Consider the following 17793-nt stretch of genomic DNA (forward strand, 5'->3'; position numbering starts at 1 on the left):
GGCCATCCACCTCCCCTTAAAGGGGAGGATTATCGAGAGATGCACTATCGGTCAGTGTGTAACAGCTTCACCTTCTCCAGCCTTGACGGCGAACGCCACCGGACCTAGCCCGCTGACATCCACCCTACCAGAGGCCCGATGCGGATTTTTCATGTCATACTGATGACGCTGGCGTTGCTGGCGGGGGTTCCAGGCGCGCAGGCGCAGGGTGCGTTTGGGGGCGGAAAGCCGCATATCGCCGCGCGGCTGGTGGCAGAGAGCGCCGCGCCCGCACCGGGCAAGGCGACCAGCATCGCCTTTGCCATGGTGCCGGAGGCGGGCTGGCACGGTTATTGGGAAAATCCGGGCGACGCTGGCCTTGGCATGACAGTGGGCTGGACATTGCCCAAGGGGGTGAGCGTCAGCCGGCTGCGCTATCCGGTGCCCGAAACGCTGCTGATTTCGGGCCTGATGAACCATGTCTATGAAGGTCCTTATGGGGTGATGGCGACTTTGACAGTCGCGTCGGACGTGGCGGTCGGCACGCGCCTGCCGGTGCGCGTGAAAGCGCAATGGCTTGCCTGCACCGACAAGGTCTGCGTGCCCGAAAACGGCGAGATGGCGCTTGATCTGGTGGCGGGCGACGGGCCGGTCGCGGCGATCGATCGCACGCGCTTTGATGAGTGGCGCAGCCATCTGCCCCGGCCGCTGGGGTCGAAGGGCAAGTGGCAGATCGACGGTGGACGCCTGCGCGTCTCCATTCCCTTCCCGGCGGAGGCAGAGGCGCGCGATCCGCATCTATTCCCGATGACCGAGTTTCTTACCGCCTATGCCGCGCCGCAGACGGTCTGGCGCGATGGCGACCAATTGTTGATCGAAACGGACGCCAGCCGGGTCGCCAGCCCCAAAAGCATGGGCACATGCTGTCAGCCGGTCGTGCTGCGCACCGGTGACCATGTCGGCTTCGCTGTCGAACTTGAACAGGGGAAGGTGGCTGCGCGCGGGGGCACGATGCAGGCCATCCTGATTGCGCTGGGCGGCGCGCTGCTGGGCGGACTGCTGCTCAACATCATGCCCTGCGTGTTTCCGATATTGGGCCTCAAGGCCATGAAGCTGGCCAAGGCCGGAGGCGAAGAGCGCATCGTGCGGCGCGAGGCGCTGGCCTATACGGGTGGGGTGATTGCCACCTGTCTGGCGCTGGGGGTTGCGTTGCTGGCGTTGCGGGCGGCGGGCACCGTGGTCGGCTGGGCGTTCCAGTTGCAGGATCCGCGCATCATCCTGACTTTGCTGCTGCTGGTCAGCGCCATCGCCTTCAATCTGGCGGGCCTGTTCGATCTGCGCGCGGTCGGCGGTGGCGAGGGGCTGGCGGGCAGGGGCGGCATGGCAGGCGCGTTCTGGACGGGGGCGCTGGTCGCCTTCGTTGCGACCCCCTGCACCGGGCCGTTCATGGGGGCCGCTATGGGCGCGGCGCTGGTGCTACCACTGGCTGCGGCGCTGGCGGTGTTCGCCGGACTGGGGCTGGGGCTGGCCCTGCCGTTCCTGCTGCTGGCCTATATTCCGGCGCTGCGCACCCGGCTGCCGCGCCCCGGACCATGGATGGGGCGGTTCCAGAAGATATTGGCGATCCCGATGTTCCTGACCGCGCTGGGTCTGGCATGGCTGTTGGGGCAGCAACGCGGCGTGGCGGGCATGACCATTGGCCTTGGCGCCGTGCTGGGCCTTGTGCTGCTGCTCTGGTGGCTGGGCAGTCGGCAGCGGGCCGGGCGCGGCGGCGGCTGGATCGTCGCGCTGGCGGGGCTGGCTGTGCTGGGCGGGGCAGCGGCGCTGCTACCGTCGCGCGCGCCTGCCGCCGCTGCTCAGGAGGGCGCGGCACTGCCGTTCGATGAAGCGAAATTGGCCAGCCTGCGCGCAGCCAACAAGCCCGTATTCCTCTATTTCACCGCCGACTGGTGCCTGACCTGCAAGGCCAATGAAGCCGCCGCGATCGACCGCGCTGAAACCAGCGCGGCGTTCGAGAAGGGCGGTGTCACCGTCATGGTCGGCGACTGGACCAATGCCGATCCGGCGATCACCCGCTTTCTTGAAGGTCAGGGCCGGTCGGGCGTGCCGCTCTATCTATGGTATGCGCCGGGCAAGGATGCGCAGACGCTGCCGCAATTGCTGACCCCGGCTACGCTGGCGGCGCTGGTGCGCTGATGGCGAAGATTCGCGCCGACCAGTTGCTTGTCGACAATGGCCTGGCGGAGAGCCGGGCGCGGGCGCAGGCGCTGATCCTGGCGGGCCTGGTCTTTCTGGGCGACAGGAAGATCGACAAGGCCGGGCAGCAGGTCGCGCTCGACGCGGATCTGGACGTGCGTGGGCGTGACCATCCCTGGGTGTCGCGCGGCGGGATCAAGCTCGCCCATGCGCTGGCCGAATATGCCATCGATGTGACCGGCATGGTCGGGATGGACGTTGGCAGCTCGACCGGCGGTTTTACCGACGTGCTGCTGACTAACGGCGCAGTCAGAGTCTATGCGGTGGACAGCGGCACCAACCAGCTGGCGTGGAAGCTCCGCAGCGACGACCGCGTCATTGTCCATGAACAGACCAGCGCGCGCGTCCTGACACCCGCGCACGTTCCCGAACCGATCGACATCATCGTGTGCGACGCCAGCTTCATTGCGCTCGCCAAGGTGCTGGAGCGGCCCTTGACCTTCGCCCGCCCCGGCGCGGCCTTGGTGGCGCTGATCAAGCCGCAGTTCGAGGCAGGGCGTGAGGAAGTCGGCAAGGGCGGGGTGGTGCGCGATCCCGAAATCCACGAGCGGGTCTGCGAAGACGTGGCCGCATGGATACAGACGCAGGGCTGGACCGTTATCGGCGTTACGCCCAGTCCCATCACCGGACCGCAGGGTAATGTTGAATTTCTACTCTATGCCCGGCTTGGTGGATAAATGCCCCATGTTCGTTATTTGGGACGTTGTTACATCTTGCGACAAAAGGCCATGTTGTGTCGCACCGAAAGGCCCGATAGCCCTCCACCATGCGTAATTCCCTGTTTCTTCTCACCGCCCTTTGCCTTGCCGGTTGCAGTGGCGACAAGGCACCCAAGCCGCGCCCGGCCGCGCTGGTCGAGGCGGCGCCTATAGCGACCGCTGATTTTGCCGATACGCTCGATGCGGTCGGCACGGCGCTTGCCAATGAACAGGTCATCCTGTCCGCGCCAGTGACCGAGCGGGTTACGTCGATCAACTTTGCCGATGGCGGCTATGTCGCCAAGGGGCAGGTGATCGCGACCATGGCGATTGCGCAGGAGCAGGCGGAACTGGCGGCGGCGCAGGCACAGGCGTTGCAGGCCGGGCAGCAATTGCAACGGGTGCAGGCTTTGAAGGCACGCGGTTTCGCCACGGCCGCCTTGCTCGACCAGCAGCTTGCGCTGGCCAATGCGGCCAAGGCGAGCGCCGACCAAAGCCGCGCCGCGATCAGCGACCGGGTGATCCGCGCGCCCTTTGGCGGCTGGGTCAGCCTGCGCACCGTATCGCCCGGCGCGATCGTGACGGCGGGGACGGCGATCGCCACGGTCAGCGATATTTCGCGGATCAAGCTGGACTTCACCGTGCCTGAAACCCGGCTGTCCACGATCCGGGCGGGGCAGGCGATCCGCGCCGTGTCCGCTGCCTGGCCCGACCGGCCCTTTACCGGCACGATCGCGACAATTGATCCGGTGATCGATCCCGCCACCCGCGCCGTCCGCGTGCGCGCCATCCTGCCTAACCCCGACCGCGCGCTAAAGCCCGGCATGTTGCTGACCGTCAACGTCGTGTCGCGCCAGCGCCGCTCGCTTGCGCTGCCGGAACTGGCGGTGATCGGCGATGGCGAGGAACAGTTCGTGTTCGTGGTGGAGGATCGCAAGGTCAAGCGGGTCAAGGTGGATACCGGCATCCGCCAGAACGGACTGGTCGAGATATTGGGCGGGGTGAAGGCCGGGCAGATGGTCGTCACCGATGGTGTCGTCAAGTTGAGCGATGGCGCGCCTGTGCGGTTGGCGGGCGACAAGCCTGCGCCATCGCCCAAGTCGGCAGGCTAGGCCCGCGCTATGCAATTGTCCGACCTGTCCGTCCGCCGCCCGGTCTTTTCCGCCGTTATCGCGGTGCTGCTCTGCATCGTCGGGGTCGTGGGCTATCTCAGCCTTTCGGTGCGCGAATATCCTGACACCGATCCGCCGATCGTATCGGTCGAAACCAGCTATACCGGCGCGGCTGCGTCGGTCGTGGAAACCCGCATCACCCAGCTGATCGAGGATGCGGTCGCAGGCGTGCAGGGCATCCAGATGATCACGTCCACGTCGCAGGACGGCACGTCGAACATCAATATCGAATTCGACCCGTCCCGCGACATCGACACCGCCGCCAATGACGTGCGTGACCGGGTGGGTTCGGTGGTGGAGGATTTGCCGGAGGACGCCCTGGCCCCCGAAATCCGCAAGGTGGATTCGGACGCCCGCCCCATTTTGTTCCTGGCCTTTTCCCGGCCAGGCTGGTCGCCGATCAGGATCAGCGATTATCTGGACCGCAATGTCGCCGATCGGTTCGCCGCGATCGACGGCGTCGCGCGCGTCAATATCAGCGGCGAGGCGCGGCCATCGACGCGCATCTGGTTCAATGCCGAAAAGCTTGCTGCCTTCGGATTCACCCCTGCGGACGTGGAAAATGCGCTGCGCAGCCAGAATGTCGAACTGCCCGCAGGCCGCTTTGAATCCAAGGACCAGAACCAGACGTTGCGGGTCGAGCGCCCCTTTGCCACGCCTGAGCAGTTTGCCCGGCTCGTGGTCGGACGCGGCACCGATGGTTATCAGGTGACGCTGGGCGATGTCGCCCGGATTGAGGAAGGGGCGGAAAATCCCTATACCAGTTTCCGCTCCAACCAGGGTACGGCCATCGGCGTCGGCATCATCCGCCAGTCGGGTGCAAACACGCTGGACGTGGCGCAAAAGGCCAAGGCGCTGATCAAGGAACTGGAGCCGACCCTGCCGGCGGGCATGCGGGTCGCAATCGGCACCGACGAATCGCTGTTCATCGAGCGGGCGATCGAGAATGTCTATGACACGCTGATCGAGGCGGCGCTGCTCGTCATCCTCGTCATCTTCCTGTTCCTGGGGTCGGTGCGTGCGACGATCATTCCCGCCATTACCGTGCCGATCTGCCTGCTGGCTACCTGCGCGGTCATGTGGCTGCTGGGCCTGTCGATCAACCTGCTGACGCTGCTCGCCTTCGTGCTGGCGATCGGGCTGGTGGTCGATGATGCCATCGTCGTGCTGGAAAATGTCTATCACCGTATCGAACAGGGGGAAGATCCGCTGGTCGCCGCCTATCTGGGCACGCGGCAGGTCGGCTTTGCGATTATTTCCACCACGCTGGTGGTGTGCGCGGTGTTCGTGCCGGTGATGTTCCTGGCCGGGCAGACTGGTCTGCTGTTCCGCGAACTGGCCGTTGCGATGATCGCCGCGATAGCCTTTTCAGGCTTTATTTCGCTCAGCCTGGCGCCGATGCTCTGTTCCAAGTTGCTCAAAAATGCCGAGCGCGGGCGGCTGGCGCGCTGGATCGACGACAGGTTCCAGCGGCTGGAGGGGGGCTATGCCCGCTGGCTCGATCATGCGATCCGCAAACCGTTGTTGCCCCTGCTTGGCGTGGCGCTGTTTCTGGGCGCGGCGGGCGCGTTGTTCACCCAGTTGCCCAGTGAACTGGCCCCGGCCGAAGATACCGGCGCGATCGATGGGCAGATCAGCGCGCCCGAAGGCACCGGTTTCGACCGGATGATGATCTACATGCGCAAGATAGAGGATGACCTCGCTTTCCTGCGCAAGGACGGGACGCTCCAGAATCTGGTGATCCGCACGCCTGCGGGCTTTGGTGCCAGCGACGATTATAATGGCGGTAATGTCATCGCCTTCCTGCGCCCGTGGGAGGACCGGACCATCACCACGGCGGAAGTGGCGACGATCATCAACAAGGTGATTGCTGACCAGCCCGGCGTGCGCGGCAATGCGGCCCCCCGGTCTGGGCTGGGTCGTGGACGTGGCCTGCCGGTGAACATCGTGCTGGCCGGGTCGACCTATGAAGGGCTTGTGGCCGCGCGCGACCGGATCATGGATGCGGCCGCCAGCTATCCCGGCCTCATCAACGTCGACAGCGATTATAAGGAAACCAAGCCGCAGATGCGGATCGAAACTGACCTGCAACGGGCGGGCGATCTGGGCATTTCGGTCAATGACATCAGCCAGGCATTGCAAAGCCTGCTGGGGTCACGGCGTGTGACCACCTATGTCGACCGGGGCGAGGAATATCGCGTGCTGGTACAGGCGGAACGCGACGGGCGGCAGACGCTGGCGGATCTGGAACGGATACAGGTGCGCACCCGTACCGGCGCGCTGGTGCCGCTATCGGCTGTCGTCACGGTCAAGGAAGTCGCCGGGCCGCGCCAGCTCAACCGCTATAACAAGCTGCGTGCGATCACGCTGACCGCAGCGCTGGCCCCCGGCACGTCGCTGGGACAGGCGCTCGCCTTTTTGGAGAATGAAGCGCGCCAGTCGCCCGAAGTGCTGGCGATCGGCTATCGCGGCGAGAGCCAGTCCTTGCGGGAAACCGGCGGGTCGATCTGGCTGATTTTCGGCCTCACCATATTGATCGTCTATCTGCTGCTGGCCGCGCAATTTGAAAGCTTCATCCACCCTGGCGTCATCATCGCCACGGTGCCGCTGGCGGTGGCAGGCGGCGTGCTGGGGCTGATCGTCACGGGCGGGTCGATCAATCTCTACAGCCAGATCGGCATCGTCATGCTGGTGGGGCTGGCGGCCAAGAACGGGATATTGATCGTCGAGTTCGCCAACCAGTTGCGCGACGAGGGGCTGGAAGTGGCGCAGGCCATTCGGGAGGCCGCTACCCGCCGCCTGCGGCCGATCCTGATGACGTCGATCGCTACGGCTATCGGCGCCGTGCCGCTGGTGATTCGCGGCGGTGCCGGGGCGGCGGCACGCAACTCGATCGGCGTGGTTATCGTGTTCGGGGTCAGCCTGGCGACGCTGATCACATTGTTCCTGATCCCCATATTCTATTCGCGTGTTGCGAAGCGGACAGTTTCTCCGCAAACCGTTGGTCGCAAGCTGGATTCGGCGTTGAAGGATTCGCCCGATCCGGCCGAATAGGAAGAGCGTGGAGAAGCGTTGCCGATGAACGAAATCGCGTCCCCCGGCCAATTGCGCCTTGCTTATCTGCGCTGGGCGCTGGTGACCGTGCCGGTCATCGTCCTGCTGGGTTTCCTGTCGGGCCAGTTCGCCAATAGCGGCTTTGGCAATCGCTGGTTCGATGCGCTGGCAAAGCCTGCATTGATGCCGCCGGGCTGGGCATTTGGCGTCGCATGGACCATCCTCTATATCGCGATGGCGCTGGCGCTGGCGATCGTGCTGCATGCGCGCGGGGCGAAGGGGCGGGGCCTGGCGATCACCCTGTTTCTGGTCCAGTTCCTGCTGAATCTGGCCTGGTCGCCGCTCTTTTTCCGCGCGCATCAGGTCGGTAACGCGCTCATCCTGATCCTCGTCCTGTTCGTGCTGGTGGCGCTGACCGCCTGGCTGTTCAGCCGTATCCGCCGCGTCGCCGGATGGCTGTTGCTGCCCTATCTGGTATGGCTGGCCTTCGCCTCCTTCCTCAATTATGAGATTAATCGGCTGAACCCGGACGCAGAAACCCTTGTCGCGCCGGCGCTCCAGACCCAGATATGATTTTTGGTGCGGTCACCGCGCCAGTTGAGAGGATAAGCATCATGCAGAGCGAGAACCGCTTTTTCGACGATCTGGCCAAGCTGGTGAATGGCGCGGCCGGAACCGTGGCGGGCATGAGCCGCGAGTTTGAGGCCAATGCGCGCGAGAAGGCCAAGGAATGGATGGGCGGCGCGGATTTCGTGTCGCGCGAGGAATTCGATGCGGTCAAGGCGCTGGCTGCCACTGCGCGCGAGGAGGTCGAGCTGCTCAAGGCCCGCATCGACGCACTGGAAGGCAAGACATCCGAACCGGTTAAAAAGACCGTCAAGGCGGCCAAGACCAAGCCCATTGAGGCGGACTGATCCTGTCTGTCCTTTCGCCGTTCGCGGTGTTAAGGCGCGCCGATGATGGATAGCGACGAGTTTGAGCATGGCGGCCAGGAAGCCGCACCGATCGACATGCTGGCTGCCTTTTTCGAGGCGCATGGCTGGACCTACGAGCAGGTTGGCGAGGATGAGATCGTTGCCAACACGCAAGGCAGTTGGGCGCAATATGAACTGCGCGGTATCTGGCGTGACGAAGATCAGGTGCTGCAACTGCTGGCGCTGCCCGACATTCGCGTCACCGACGAAAAGCGCGGCACGATTTACGAGACGCTGGGGCTGATCAACGAGCAGCTGTGGCTGGGCCATTTCGAGCTATGGTCGTCGAGCGGGATCATCCTGTTCCGCCACGGCGCGCTGCTGGGCGCGGGCGGGACGTTGACGCTCGATCAGGCGCAATTGCTGGTCGAAACCGCGATCGACGAGTGCGAGCGTTTCTATCCGGTGTTCCAGTTTGTGCTGTGGGGTGGCAAAAGCCCGACCGAGGCGATAGCCGCCAGCCTGATCGAAACCCGCGGCGAGGCCTGAGCGCGTGGCGATCCGCTGGCCCGATCATCTTTTCCTTGTCGGATGCGGCAATATGGCCGGGCAGATGCTGGCGCGCTGGCTGGACTGCGGGCTTGATCCTGCGCGGGTGATCGTGCTGCGGCCGAGCGGGCGTCCGGTTGCTGATGGGGTGAGGGTCGTCACCGACTATCCGGCCACGCTGCCCGCCGGGACGACCGTGCTGCTGGGTATGAAACCCTATCAGATCGCCGATGTCGCCGTTGCGCTTGCGCCTTTATGTGGCGCGGAGACGAGGATCGTCTCGATCCTCGCCGGCACGCCGCTGGCCGATTTGCGGGCGCGTTTTCCGGCAGTGCGAGGCATGGTGCGGGCGATGCCCAACCTGCCGGTGGGACTGGGTGAAGGTGTCACTGCGCTGTTCGCTGACGATGCTACATCGGCGCAGGCAAAAGCAGATATTGATGCGCTGATCGTGCCATTGGGTCTCGCCGAATGGATCGACGACGAAGCCTTGTTCAATCAGGTGACGGCGCTGTCGGGTTGCGGTCCCGCTTTCCTGTTTCGCTTCATCGATGCGCTGGCAAGGGCGGGTGAGGCGCTGGGCATCCCGGCGGATCAGGCCGCGCGCATGGCGCTGGCTACGGTGCAGGGGTCCGCCAATATGGCCGCCCGCGCCAGCGCCCACACCGGCGACTGTCCGGCTGTGCTGGCCGACCGCGTCGCCAGCCCCGGCGGCATGACGCGGGAGGGGATGAACGTTCTGGACGCCGACGACAGGCTGCTGGCGCTGCTCACCGACACGCTGACTGCCGCCCGCGATCGTGGCGAAGCGATGGCGCGCGAGGCATAATCTTGATCGGAACCTTTTCATGCTATCCCCCGAAACATCCATCCTGATCCTGACCACCGGCGGCACGATCGACAAAATCTATTTCGATGCGTTGTCCGACTATCAGGTCGGCGAAACGGTGATGGCCCGGTTGCTGGAAGTGGCGCGGGTCAAGCGGCCCTTCCGTATCGAGGAAGTGGTGCGCAAGGATAGTCTGGAACTGGACGATGCAGATCGTGCGCTGATCCATGCCCGCGTCGCTGCCGCGCCGGAAAACCATATCGTCATCACCCATGGCACCGACACCATGACCGACACGGCAAAGGTGCTGGCCGAGATTCCCGGCAAGACCGTGGTGCTGGTCGGTGCGCTGGCCCCGGCGCGTTTTGGCGAGAGCGATGCCAGCTTCAATCTGGGCATGGCCTTTGCGACTGTGCAGGTGGCCGAGCCGGGCATCTATATCACGATGAGCGGTTCGGTGTTCCGCGCCGATGCGGTGGTCAAGGATCGCGCCAAGGGGGCGTTCGTGCCGATCGGCGAATAGTCCGGCAGCATCGCACCGGAACCCTCTCGCTCCGCCGCGCATTATGCGGCCATCTATGATGACGAGGAGGAGAGTTTCATGGCCGACTATCAGGAACGCCCGGCAACGACGACGACCACGGTGATCGAAAAGCGCAGCGGCGGGGGCATGACCTTTGCCATCCTGCTGCTGGTGGTTGTGGTGGCAGTCGCCGCTTTCTTCCTGGTCAGCAGCGAGACGAGCAAGGACAATGCCGTTACCAGCGCCGCGACCGAGGTCGGACAGGCTGCCAGCGATGTTGGCGATGCGGCCAAGGATGCGGTTGGCACCAAGAGCGAATAAGCCCGCGCATGACTGCACAAAAAAGGGCGCGCCTTTCGCAAGGCGCGCCCTTTTTGCGTCAATGGCTGATGTCAGCCTTCGACCTTGACATATTTCGGCGCAGCTTCGTTGAGGATCGCGAGGATCTTCTTGAGCGCGGCGGGTTCGTCGGTTTCTTCCATCGCCGCCAGTTCGCGGGCGAGACGGCTGGAAGCAGCCTCGAAAATCTGGCGTTCGGAATAGCTTTGTTCAGGCTGGTCGTCGGCCCGGAACAGGTCGCGGGTCACTTCGGCGATCGACACCAGATCGCCCGAATTGATCTTCGCTTCATATTCCTGCGCGCGGCGCGACCACATGGTGCGCTTGACCTTGGGCTTGCCCTTCAATGTTTCCATCGATTCTTCGAGCGTCTTGTTGGAGGACAGCTTGCGCATCCCGACGCCTTCAGCCTTGTTTGTCGGCACGCGGAGCGTCATGCGCTCCTTTTCAAAGCGGAGCACGTACAGCTCCAGCTCCATGCCAGCGATCTGCTCTTTTTGCAGTTCGATCACACGGCCCACGCCATGCTTGGGGTAAACGACATAATCACCAACGTCAAAGGACAGCGCCTTGGCAGCCATTTGGAACCTTTCCAATCAACCGGGGAACGGGGCCGTCGCGGAACATATGCGCAAGGGGCATATGCATGGGGGGTCCACGGCGCCACCGTCAGGACATGAAGCTAATTCTCCAGGGACGGACAGGAGGGTGTCCGACCGTTGAAACCTACATAGCAGATTCGTAACAAAATTACCACCCCCGGACATAATCGCCGGGAGCGCAAGGCAAAATGGATGGGAGGGGGGCGGCGCAGGGCCGCCCGGATCAGTCGCCCGAACCGGGTTCGGGGGAAAAATACTTCTCCAGCTTGCCTTCAACGCCCTTCATCTCGTCGGCGTCGGCAGGCGCTTCACCCTTGACCGTGATGTTGGGCCATTCGGCCGAATATTTGGTGTTGAGCTCCAGCCATTTTTCCAGGCCATTTTCGGTATCGGGCAGGATCGCTTCGGCCGGGCATTCCGGTTCGCACACACCGCAATCGATACATTCGCTCGGATTGATGACCAGCATATTCTCGCCCTCGTAGAAACAGTCGACGGGGCAGACCTCGACGCAATCCATATATTTGCAGCGGATGCAGTTGTCGGTCACGACATAGGTCATTGTCAGGGCACTCTTGGTTGGAAAAGCGCGGCCCTGCTATGACGAGGCAAGCGCAAGGTCAATGAGGATAATGTTGGCGAAGGCGTAGGGGTGGTTTAGCGTGAGCGGTGTGGAAGTATATACCGTTGCAGGGGTGTATGAAGGGGGTATGTGGGATAACCCATTTACCTTATGTTCCCAACCGGTCGGCCAAACGTGTCATCAGGTCCATCCGCTCATGCAAGAGGGCGACGATCAGGGCGGGATCGTTTTCGCGCATAAGGCAGAAGATATAATGGCGTGCGCATCTGATCATGCGAAGGCTGGGATGTAACGCCTGCATGTCGCGAAATGTGCCGTGCCCGGTCGCTACGGCGTTCATGCAATTCAGGAGTTTGGCGGAATAGGCACTTGCCTGATGGTCGCCCCAGCGCGTGTATGTGTAGGCAATGATATCGCGCAGTTCGTCAGCTGCCGTCGCGGTCAATATATAGGCTGGCGTCAAGCGCGCCGGTTCCGGCTCAACTCATCCGCGACAATGTCCTCGGCACTCAGCGGCGAAACATGTCCCACACGCCCTTCCGCGATCCGCTGTTGCAGCAAGTCGCGCAATTCGTCCCATGCCGTGTCGCCGTCGTCGATCTGTGACGGAAATAGCCGTTCCAGCGTATATTGCTTGATCGTCTTGCCTTGCAGTGCGGCCATTGCCTTGAGGCTTTGGTGCTGCTGATCGGTGATGTCGATGGTCAGGCGGCTCATCTGCTTCTCATACCCTATGGCCTACATTATTACAAATGTGGGCCTATAATTTACCCTTCACCCCCGACCGTCAGTTCCTCATAGCAGCCCTGCGCCTCCACCGCCGGGCCACGCCGCACCGGCAGTTGCGCTACCCGGACCACGCGCACGCCTTGGCCGTGGGGGAAGGTGATGAGGTCGCCGACACGCACCGCAGCGTGGGCGCGCTCTATGCGGCGGCCGTTGACGCGGATGTGACCATCCTCGGCCAATTTCTGCGCGCTCGACCGGTTGGGGCACAGCCGGACGAACCACAGATATTTGTCGATGCGCAGTGTCGGGCCATGGCCGCCCACCGCGACCGGATCAGCCATTGCGGCCGAGCAGCGCGGCGAGACCGGCAAAGGCGTTGTTGGCAGGCGCAGCAGGCGCTCTGGCGGGTGTCGCGGCGGCGGGGCGGGGCGCGGGCTTGCCGCGCGGCTTGCCTTCGCGCGCCGGGTGCTGCTGCTGCTGGGGTGGGCGTGCCTTTTGCCGGCCCTTGAACACCCAGTTGGGATTGCCCTCCTCTGCGCCTTCGACCGCGCGGAAACCGGCGGCCCGCATCAGCGCCAGGAAGGCGGCTTCGGACAGGCCGAGCGAGACGATCTGCGGGCTGGTGGCGGTAAAGGCTTCGCCCTTGGCAATGGCTTCATGGGCGGTGCGAGCCATGCGTTCGGCCATGTCAATGCGCAGCATCTGTTCGCCAAAGGTGCGGAACCCAGCGATCCGCGCGCCCATCTGGTCGAATTTCTCACCCGCGGGAATCAGGGTGAGGCCGGGCAGGGGCAGGGGCAGGCAGGGCTTGCCGATCCGCGCCGCGAGCAAGGCACCGCGCCAGCGCGCCGCGCCGGGCTTGAGCAGGCCGGGGTGATAAATATCCAGCACGCCGATGTCGATGCCAGCACGGCGCAGCAAATGGCGCTGGTCCTTGTCCAGATGGCCGAGCGCCGAATCGAGGTCGGTGCGCGGGCTGACACCGCCAGCATCGCCCAGTTGCGCGAACACCGCGCGCACGACGGGCGGCACCTGCGGGTCGGCGGCGCTTTCGGCCATCTTGACCAGGGGCAACAAATGCTTCTGCTTTTGCGCATCGACCCAGTTGGTCAGGCGCGATGTCACTTGCTTCTGCACATCCTGATCCAGCGCCAAAATCGCGCGATCCAGCCGGATTTCGGGCGTCAGCAGGGTTGGTCCCGCCAGCAATGTGGCGACCGGCGTGCCACTCCACGCGATGCAGGGCGTGTCGCCCGCTGCATCCAGAAGCGCGAAATCCACGTCCGCCGCGCCGATCAATTCGTCTGCCTTCACCCGTAATACCTTTCCAAGGCGCCTTTCCGCCGCAGCCAACAGCAATTTCCTGTCCTGATGGCGCGTAGCGGGATCGACCGAGAATCGGAAGCCGTCAAGTCGCCCGATCGTTTCGCCATCTACACAGACGGTGCCGTCGGCCTCTACCGTCACGGGTAACTGGTTCACATTTTGGCCAATGTCACGCAACAAGACGGTGGTGCGCCGGTCGACGAAACGCTGCGTCAGCGCGGCATGCAGCGCGTCGGACAGCTTTTCCTCCAGCGCGCGGGTGCGCTCCGCCATTTCGGCGGGATCGGCCAGCCAGTCGGCGCGATGGGCGATATAGGCCCATGTCCGCGCCGCCGCGATCCGGCCGGACAATGTGTCGATATCCCCCTGCACCGAATCGAGCCGGGCCAGTTGCTGGGCGAACCAGTCGCGCGGAATATGGCCCGTTCCTTCCGAAAGGAAATGCCAGATGCGGCTGACGGTGCGGGCATGATGGTCTGCGCCCAGTTTCTGGAAATCGGGCAGGCCGCAGGCGTCCCAGAGCCGCGCGACCTGCCGCTGGCCGCGCACGCGATCGACGACAGTGGGGTCGACGGCCATGCGTTTGAGGACCGCGAGATCGACCGCTTCGGGCGCGGCGCGCAGTTCGGGGCGGTCCGGCCGTTCCTCCAGATCGGCGATCAGGGTCGCCAGACTGTCCAGCCGGGGTGCGCCATCGCGCCAATATAGATGTTCGATCGGCGGAAAGCGGTGTGCTTCGATCGCCTCGATTTCTTCCGGGGTAAAGGCGGCGCTGCCATCCTCTCCGCCCAGACTGCCAAAGGTGCCGTCCTTGTGATGGCGGCCCGCGCGCCCGGCGATCTGCGCCATTTCCGCGACCGTCAGCCGACGGCTGCGGCGGCCATCGAACTTGCGCAGCGACGCGAAGGCGACATGGGCGACGTCCAGGTTCAGCCCCATGCCGATGGCGTCGGTGGCGACCAGATAATCGACCTCGCCGTTCAGGAACATCTGCACCTGCGCGTTGCGGGTGCGCGGGCTAAGCGCGCCCATGACCACCGCCGCGCCACCGCGAAAGCGCCGCAGCATTTCGGCCACGGCATAGACTTCCTCGGCGGAGAAGGCGACGATCGCCGAGCGTTTGGGCAGGCGGGAGAGCTTCTTCGCGCCCGCATAGGAGAGAGTCGAAAAGCGCGGACGGCCGATGATATCGACATCGGGGATGAGCGACTTGACCAGCCGGGCGATGCTGGCCGATCCCAGGATCATCGTCTCCTCGCGCCCGCGGGCGCGCAGCAGCCGGTCTGTGAAGATATGGCCGCGTTCCGGGTCCGCGCCGATCTGTGCTTCGTCCAATGCGACGAAGGCGTAATCGCTCTGGAGCGGCATGGATTCGGCGGTGCAGAGGAAATAGCGGGCCTGTGGCGGGACGATCTTTTCCTCGCCAGTGATCAGCGCAACTTGCGCTGGTCCCTTGATCGCCACCACCCGGTCATAGACTTCGCGCGCCAGCAGCCGCAGCGGAAAGCCCATCATGCCACTGGAGTGACCGCACATGCGCTCGACCGCCAAATGGGTTTTGCCGGTGTTGGTCGGGCCCAGGACGGCGGTAACGGGCGAACGGGTGAACTGGACCATGGCCCATTCTGTCGGGCAGGACGGGGCCGGGGGCAAGCGGATTTACAAGTTCCATCGTGCGACACGATCCTGTCCGGCTGCTGGCACGATTCATCGCAACAAAGCCCGTCATCACGCGGTCTTTATTTGACTTTAACCTTGCGGGTTCACAACAGTCGCGCTCGACGCACGGCGCGCGGGGCCGTTGCGGACGCAATGATAAAAATGCCCTGGGGGTCGCGGGTTTGTTTCAGGAAAGCCAGTTCGGTTCGCAACAGGGCGGCGCGTCCATGTCGCTGTGGCTGGCCGATTCGCTTGCCCGCACGCCGGTAGCGCCACCGCCGCAGGACTGGCGCGCACGTTTGCGCGAGTGGTCGGACGAGGTGGAACTGGTCCCTGACCTTGGCCAGCGCGTCGGCAGCCTGACATGGTTTCGCGGTCTCGCCACCTGTATCGGCCTGTGCGCCACCGCGCTTTATCTCTCGCCGGGATTCCAACCCTTGCCTGGTGCGCCGGGGGCGCTGCTGGGCGACAAGCAGTTTGACGAAGTGCGCAGCCAGATGATCACGCCGCTGGCACTGGGCGCGGACAGTGGCCATCGCATGGGATCGACCGACGCGGTGCAGCCGCTGCGCCAGACGCCCGAACGACCGCAGATCGAATTGAACGCGCAGGTCGGCAGCAGCGATACGCTTTCCCGTGCGCTTTCCCGCGCAGGCGTCAGCGGTGGTGACGTGGCGACAATCAACGCGCTGGTCGGTGGGGATATTAGTGGCGGTGTGAAGCCGGGCACGCGGCTCGACATCATATTGGGACGCCGGGCCAGTCGCGACCGGCCCCGGCCGCTCGACAAGCTGGCGTTCCGCGCCCGGCTCGACCTGGGGCTGGAACTGACGCGGACAGGCGGCGTGCTGTCGGTCAAGCGCATCCCCATTCGCGTCGATGATACGCCGCTGCGGATTCAGGGCGTGGTTGGCGACAGCATCTATCGTTCCGCCCGCGCGGCCGGAGCGCCGCCCAAGGCGGTGCAGGCCTTCCTGCGGGTGATCGCGGGGCAGGTCGATCTGGGCGGGATTGGCGCGGGAGACCGCTATGATATCGTCACCGCCTATCGCCGCGCCGAAACCGGCGATGTTGAAGTGGGCGATCTTCTCTATGCGGGCCTGAAGCGCGCCAGCGGCAAGTCGGTCGACATGCTCAAATGGACCAGGGATGGCCGCACCGAATGGTTCGAGGCGTCGGGCGTGGGCGAACGGCGCGGCGTGCTGTCATCGCCGGTCGCGGGGCGCATGACGTCGGGCTATGGGCGGCGGCGGCATCCGATATTGGGCTATACGCGGATGCACGCAGGTATTGATTTTGCTGCGCGCTACGGATCGCCCATCTATGCCGTCACCGATGGCGTGGTGGCCTTTGCCGGGCGGCATGGCGGCCATGGCAATTTTGTCCGCATCCAGCATGGCGGCGGCCTGGCCACCGGTTACGCCCATATGAGCCGCATCGCCGCCGCGCCGGGCCAGCGGGTGCGGCGCGGCCAGGTGATCGGCTATGTGGGTTCCACCGGCCTGTCGACCGGACCGCATCTCCATTACGAACTCTATCGCAATGGCGGGACGATCAATCCGCTGTCGGTGAAATTTACCACCACCGCGCAACTGGCCGGAGCTGAACTGTCGGCCTTCCGCGCAAGGCTGGCGCATTATAAGGGGCTGCAGGTCGGCCAGCAGGACCGGTTTGCGCAACAGGCGGTCGCGCCGGCGGCGAGTGGGAAATAAGCTGCTTTCCGTGCTGCCCCTGCTTGGCTAGAGGGCTGCCATGACCGCAGCCATCACTGCCATCCTGCTCGCCGGATCACGGCCCACACCCGATCCGCTAGCGGTGGCAGCGGGGGTGACGATCAAGCCGCTGGTGCCGGTGGCGGGCGAACCGATGATCAACCATCCCGCCCGCACGCTGCTGTCGCATCACGCGGTGGGGCAGGTCATTATCCTCACCCAGTCGGCCGATCCCTTTGCCGCCGATCCCGCCACCGCCTGGCTGATGGCCGATCCGCGCGTGCGGTTCGAGCAGAGCGGGGCGGGCATTGCATCCTCGCTGCTGGCGCTGCTGGAGCGGGGCGATGTGCCCTTTCCGATTTTGCTCACCACCGCCGATCATGTGTTGCTGGATAGCGCCATGCTGGACCAGTTTACGGGCGAGGCTGCGGGTGCGGACATTGCCGTGGCGATGGTCGAGCGGGCGACGCTGCTGGCGCGCTATCCCGCCTCACGCCGCACCTGGCTCAAATTTCGCGATGGCTGGTGGTCGGGTGCCAATATCTTCTGGTTCGGTAGCGATCGGGCGAAATCGGTCATCGCATTGTGGCAGGAGGTCGAGCAGGACCGCAAGAAGGGCTGGAAGATCGTGTCTGCCTTTGGTCCGGTCGCGTTGATTGGCACGCTGCTGCGCATCCTGACATTGCGTGGCGGTATCGCGCGGATCGGGCGGCGTTTCGGGTTGGTCGCGTGGCTGGTGGCGATGGAAAATGCCGAAGCCTGCATCGACGCGGACAAGGTGGAGGATGTCGTGCTGATCGAACGGATCGTCGCCGCGCGCGGTTAGGCGCGCAATCACCTTGATCCGTTCGTTTCGAGCGAAGTCGAGA

Annotated in this window: 18 protein-coding genes; 12 read left to right on the forward strand and 6 right to left on the reverse strand. The window is 64.3% G+C overall.

All coding sequences use genetic code 11. The features are described 5' to 3' along the window. Positions 1-138: 138 nt before the first annotated feature. The 10 genes from EBBID32_RS18790 (at position 139) to EBBID32_RS18835 (ending at position 10295) form a co-directional block, all read left to right on the forward strand. Positions 139-2175 (forward strand): protein-disulfide reductase DsbD family protein, encoded by a 2037-nt coding sequence (locus tag EBBID32_RS18790; RefSeq protein ID WP_006963716.1) that lies wholly within the window; start codon positions 139-141, stop codon positions 2173-2175. After that, positions 2175-2912: a TlyA family RNA methyltransferase gene (locus EBBID32_RS18795; RefSeq protein ID WP_006963718.1), complete on the forward strand. Its 738-nt coding sequence runs from the start codon at positions 2175-2177 to the stop codon at positions 2910-2912. The genes EBBID32_RS18790 and EBBID32_RS18795 overlap by 1 nt, the downstream gene beginning before the upstream one ends. Before the next feature lie 89 nt (positions 2913-3001). Beyond that, positions 3002-4045 (forward strand): efflux RND transporter periplasmic adaptor subunit, encoded by a 1044-nt coding sequence (locus EBBID32_RS18800; RefSeq protein WP_006963721.1) that lies wholly within the window; start codon positions 3002-3004, stop codon positions 4043-4045. Positions 4046-4054: 9 nt separating this feature from the next. Further along, on the forward strand, positions 4055-7159 hold the full coding sequence (locus EBBID32_RS18805; RefSeq protein ID WP_006963722.1) for an efflux RND transporter permease subunit: 3105 nt from the start codon (positions 4055-4057) through the stop codon (positions 7157-7159). A 24-nt stretch (positions 7160-7183) separates the two neighbouring features. Beyond that, entirely contained in the window at positions 7184-7732 is a 549-nt protein-coding gene (locus tag EBBID32_RS18810; protein WP_006963724.1) for a TspO/MBR family protein, read from the forward strand. A 41-nt stretch (positions 7733-7773) separates the two neighbouring features. Continuing rightward, positions 7774-8073, forward strand: coding sequence for an accessory factor UbiK family protein (locus EBBID32_RS18815; RefSeq protein ID WP_006963726.1), 300 nt, complete (start codon positions 7774-7776; stop codon positions 8071-8073). 42 nt (positions 8074-8115) lie between these two features. Next, positions 8116-8622: a YbjN domain-containing protein gene (locus EBBID32_RS18820; RefSeq protein ID WP_006963728.1), complete on the forward strand. Its 507-nt coding sequence runs from the start codon at positions 8116-8118 to the stop codon at positions 8620-8622. A gap of 64 nt (positions 8623-8686) precedes the next feature. Further along, on the forward strand, positions 8687-9451 hold the full coding sequence (locus tag EBBID32_RS18825) for a pyrroline-5-carboxylate reductase family protein (protein ID WP_440590968.1): 765 nt from the start codon (positions 8687-8689) through the stop codon (positions 9449-9451). A 19-nt stretch (positions 9452-9470) separates the two neighbouring features. After that, positions 9471-9974: an asparaginase domain-containing protein gene (locus EBBID32_RS18830; RefSeq protein WP_006963732.1), complete on the forward strand. Its 504-nt coding sequence runs from the start codon at positions 9471-9473 to the stop codon at positions 9972-9974. 78 nt (positions 9975-10052) lie between these two features. Beyond that, the gene (locus tag EBBID32_RS18835) at positions 10053-10295 is read left to right on the forward strand and encodes a hypothetical protein (protein WP_006963734.1); all 243 of its coding nucleotides are present in this window, start codon (positions 10053-10055) and stop codon (positions 10293-10295) included. A gap of 71 nt (positions 10296-10366) precedes the next feature. Here EBBID32_RS18835 and EBBID32_RS18840 read toward each other — a convergent pair whose 3' ends face one another. From EBBID32_RS18840 to EBBID32_RS18865, 6 genes are all read right to left on the reverse strand, one after another. Further along, positions 10367-10894 (reverse strand): CarD family transcriptional regulator, encoded by a 528-nt coding sequence (locus EBBID32_RS18840; protein WP_006963736.1) that lies wholly within the window; start codon positions 10892-10894, stop codon positions 10367-10369. Between the two features lie 244 nt (positions 10895-11138). Then, positions 11139-11477, reverse strand: coding sequence for a ferredoxin FdxA (gene fdxA, locus EBBID32_RS18845; RefSeq protein WP_006963738.1), 339 nt, complete (start codon positions 11475-11477; stop codon positions 11139-11141). A gap of 169 nt (positions 11478-11646) precedes the next feature. After that, positions 11647-11961, reverse strand: coding sequence for a type II toxin-antitoxin system RelE/ParE family toxin (locus EBBID32_RS18850; protein ID WP_006963740.1), 315 nt, complete (start codon positions 11959-11961; stop codon positions 11647-11649). Further along, positions 11958-12215 carry a plasmid stabilization protein gene (locus EBBID32_RS18855; RefSeq protein ID WP_006963742.1) on the reverse strand — a complete coding sequence of 86 codons (258 nt, stop codon included), beginning with the start codon at positions 12213-12215 and terminating at the stop codon, positions 11958-11960. Before EBBID32_RS18855 ends, EBBID32_RS18850 begins: the two co-directional genes overlap by 4 nt. Before the next feature lie 50 nt (positions 12216-12265). Beyond that, on the reverse strand, positions 12266-12568 hold the full coding sequence (locus EBBID32_RS18860; protein ID WP_006963744.1) for an RNA-binding S4 domain-containing protein: 303 nt from the start codon (positions 12566-12568) through the stop codon (positions 12266-12268). Further along, positions 12561-15170, reverse strand: coding sequence for a helicase-related protein (locus EBBID32_RS18865; RefSeq protein WP_037491862.1), 2610 nt, complete (start codon positions 15168-15170; stop codon positions 12561-12563). Before EBBID32_RS18865 ends, EBBID32_RS18860 begins: the two co-directional genes overlap by 8 nt. Before the next feature lie 224 nt (positions 15171-15394). Between EBBID32_RS18865 and EBBID32_RS18870 the strand changes: the two genes are divergently transcribed. Next, positions 15395-16924: a M23 family metallopeptidase gene (locus EBBID32_RS18870; protein WP_006963748.1), complete on the forward strand. Its 1530-nt coding sequence runs from the start codon at positions 15395-15397 to the stop codon at positions 16922-16924. A gap of 40 nt (positions 16925-16964) precedes the next feature. Further along, positions 16965-17750 (forward strand): nucleotidyltransferase family protein, encoded by a 786-nt coding sequence (locus EBBID32_RS18875; protein WP_006963750.1) that lies wholly within the window; start codon positions 16965-16967, stop codon positions 17748-17750. The last annotated feature ends 43 nt before the right edge of the window (positions 17751-17793 follow it).

This window comes from Sphingobium indicum BiD32, assembly GCF_000382885.1.
Classification (GTDB): domain Bacteria; phylum Pseudomonadota; class Alphaproteobacteria; order Sphingomonadales; family Sphingomonadaceae; genus Sphingobium; species Sphingobium japonicum_C.

What these genes read in the sequence shown, in the direction of transcription:
- EBBID32_RS18790 (WP_006963716.1), top strand. Translation starts at nt 139, where the DNA reads ATGCGGATTTTTCATGTCATACTGATGACGCTGGCGTTGCTGGCGGGG.
- EBBID32_RS18795 (WP_006963718.1), top strand. Translation starts at nt 2,175, where the DNA reads ATGGCGAAGATTCGCGCCGACCAGTTGCTTGTCGACAATGGCCTGGCG.
- EBBID32_RS18800 (WP_006963721.1), top strand. Translation starts at nt 3,002, where the DNA reads ATGCGTAATTCCCTGTTTCTTCTCACCGCCCTTTGCCTTGCCGGTTGC.
- EBBID32_RS18805 (WP_006963722.1), top strand. Translation starts at nt 4,055, where the DNA reads ATGCAATTGTCCGACCTGTCCGTCCGCCGCCCGGTCTTTTCCGCCGTT.
- EBBID32_RS18810 (WP_006963724.1), top strand. Translation starts at nt 7,184, where the DNA reads ATGAACGAAATCGCGTCCCCCGGCCAATTGCGCCTTGCTTATCTGCGC.
- EBBID32_RS18815 (WP_006963726.1), top strand. Translation starts at nt 7,774, where the DNA reads ATGCAGAGCGAGAACCGCTTTTTCGACGATCTGGCCAAGCTGGTGAAT.
- EBBID32_RS18820 (WP_006963728.1), top strand. Translation starts at nt 8,116, where the DNA reads ATGATGGATAGCGACGAGTTTGAGCATGGCGGCCAGGAAGCCGCACCG.
- EBBID32_RS18825 (WP_440590968.1), top strand. Translation starts at nt 8,687, where the DNA reads ATGCTGGCGCGCTGGCTGGACTGCGGGCTTGATCCTGCGCGGGTGATC.
- EBBID32_RS18830 (WP_006963732.1), top strand. Translation starts at nt 9,471, where the DNA reads ATGCTATCCCCCGAAACATCCATCCTGATCCTGACCACCGGCGGCACG.
- EBBID32_RS18835 (WP_006963734.1), top strand. Translation starts at nt 10,053, where the DNA reads ATGGCCGACTATCAGGAACGCCCGGCAACGACGACGACCACGGTGATC.
- EBBID32_RS18840 (WP_006963736.1), bottom strand. Translation starts at nt 10,894, where the DNA reads ATGGCTGCCAAGGCGCTGTCCTTTGACGTTGGTGATTATGTCGTTTAC.
- fdxA (WP_006963738.1), bottom strand. Translation starts at nt 11,477, where the DNA reads ATGACCTATGTCGTGACCGACAACTGCATCCGCTGCAAATATATGGAT.
- EBBID32_RS18855 (WP_006963742.1), bottom strand. Translation starts at nt 12,215, where the DNA reads ATGAGCCGCCTGACCATCGACATCACCGATCAGCAGCACCAAAGCCTC.
- EBBID32_RS18860 (WP_006963744.1), bottom strand. Translation starts at nt 12,568, where the DNA reads ATGGCTGATCCGGTCGCGGTGGGCGGCCATGGCCCGACACTGCGCATC.
- EBBID32_RS18865 (WP_037491862.1), bottom strand. Translation starts at nt 15,170, where the DNA reads ATGGTCCAGTTCACCCGTTCGCCCGTTACCGCCGTCCTGGGCCCGACC.
- EBBID32_RS18875 (WP_006963750.1), top strand. Translation starts at nt 16,965, where the DNA reads ATGACCGCAGCCATCACTGCCATCCTGCTCGCCGGATCACGGCCCACA.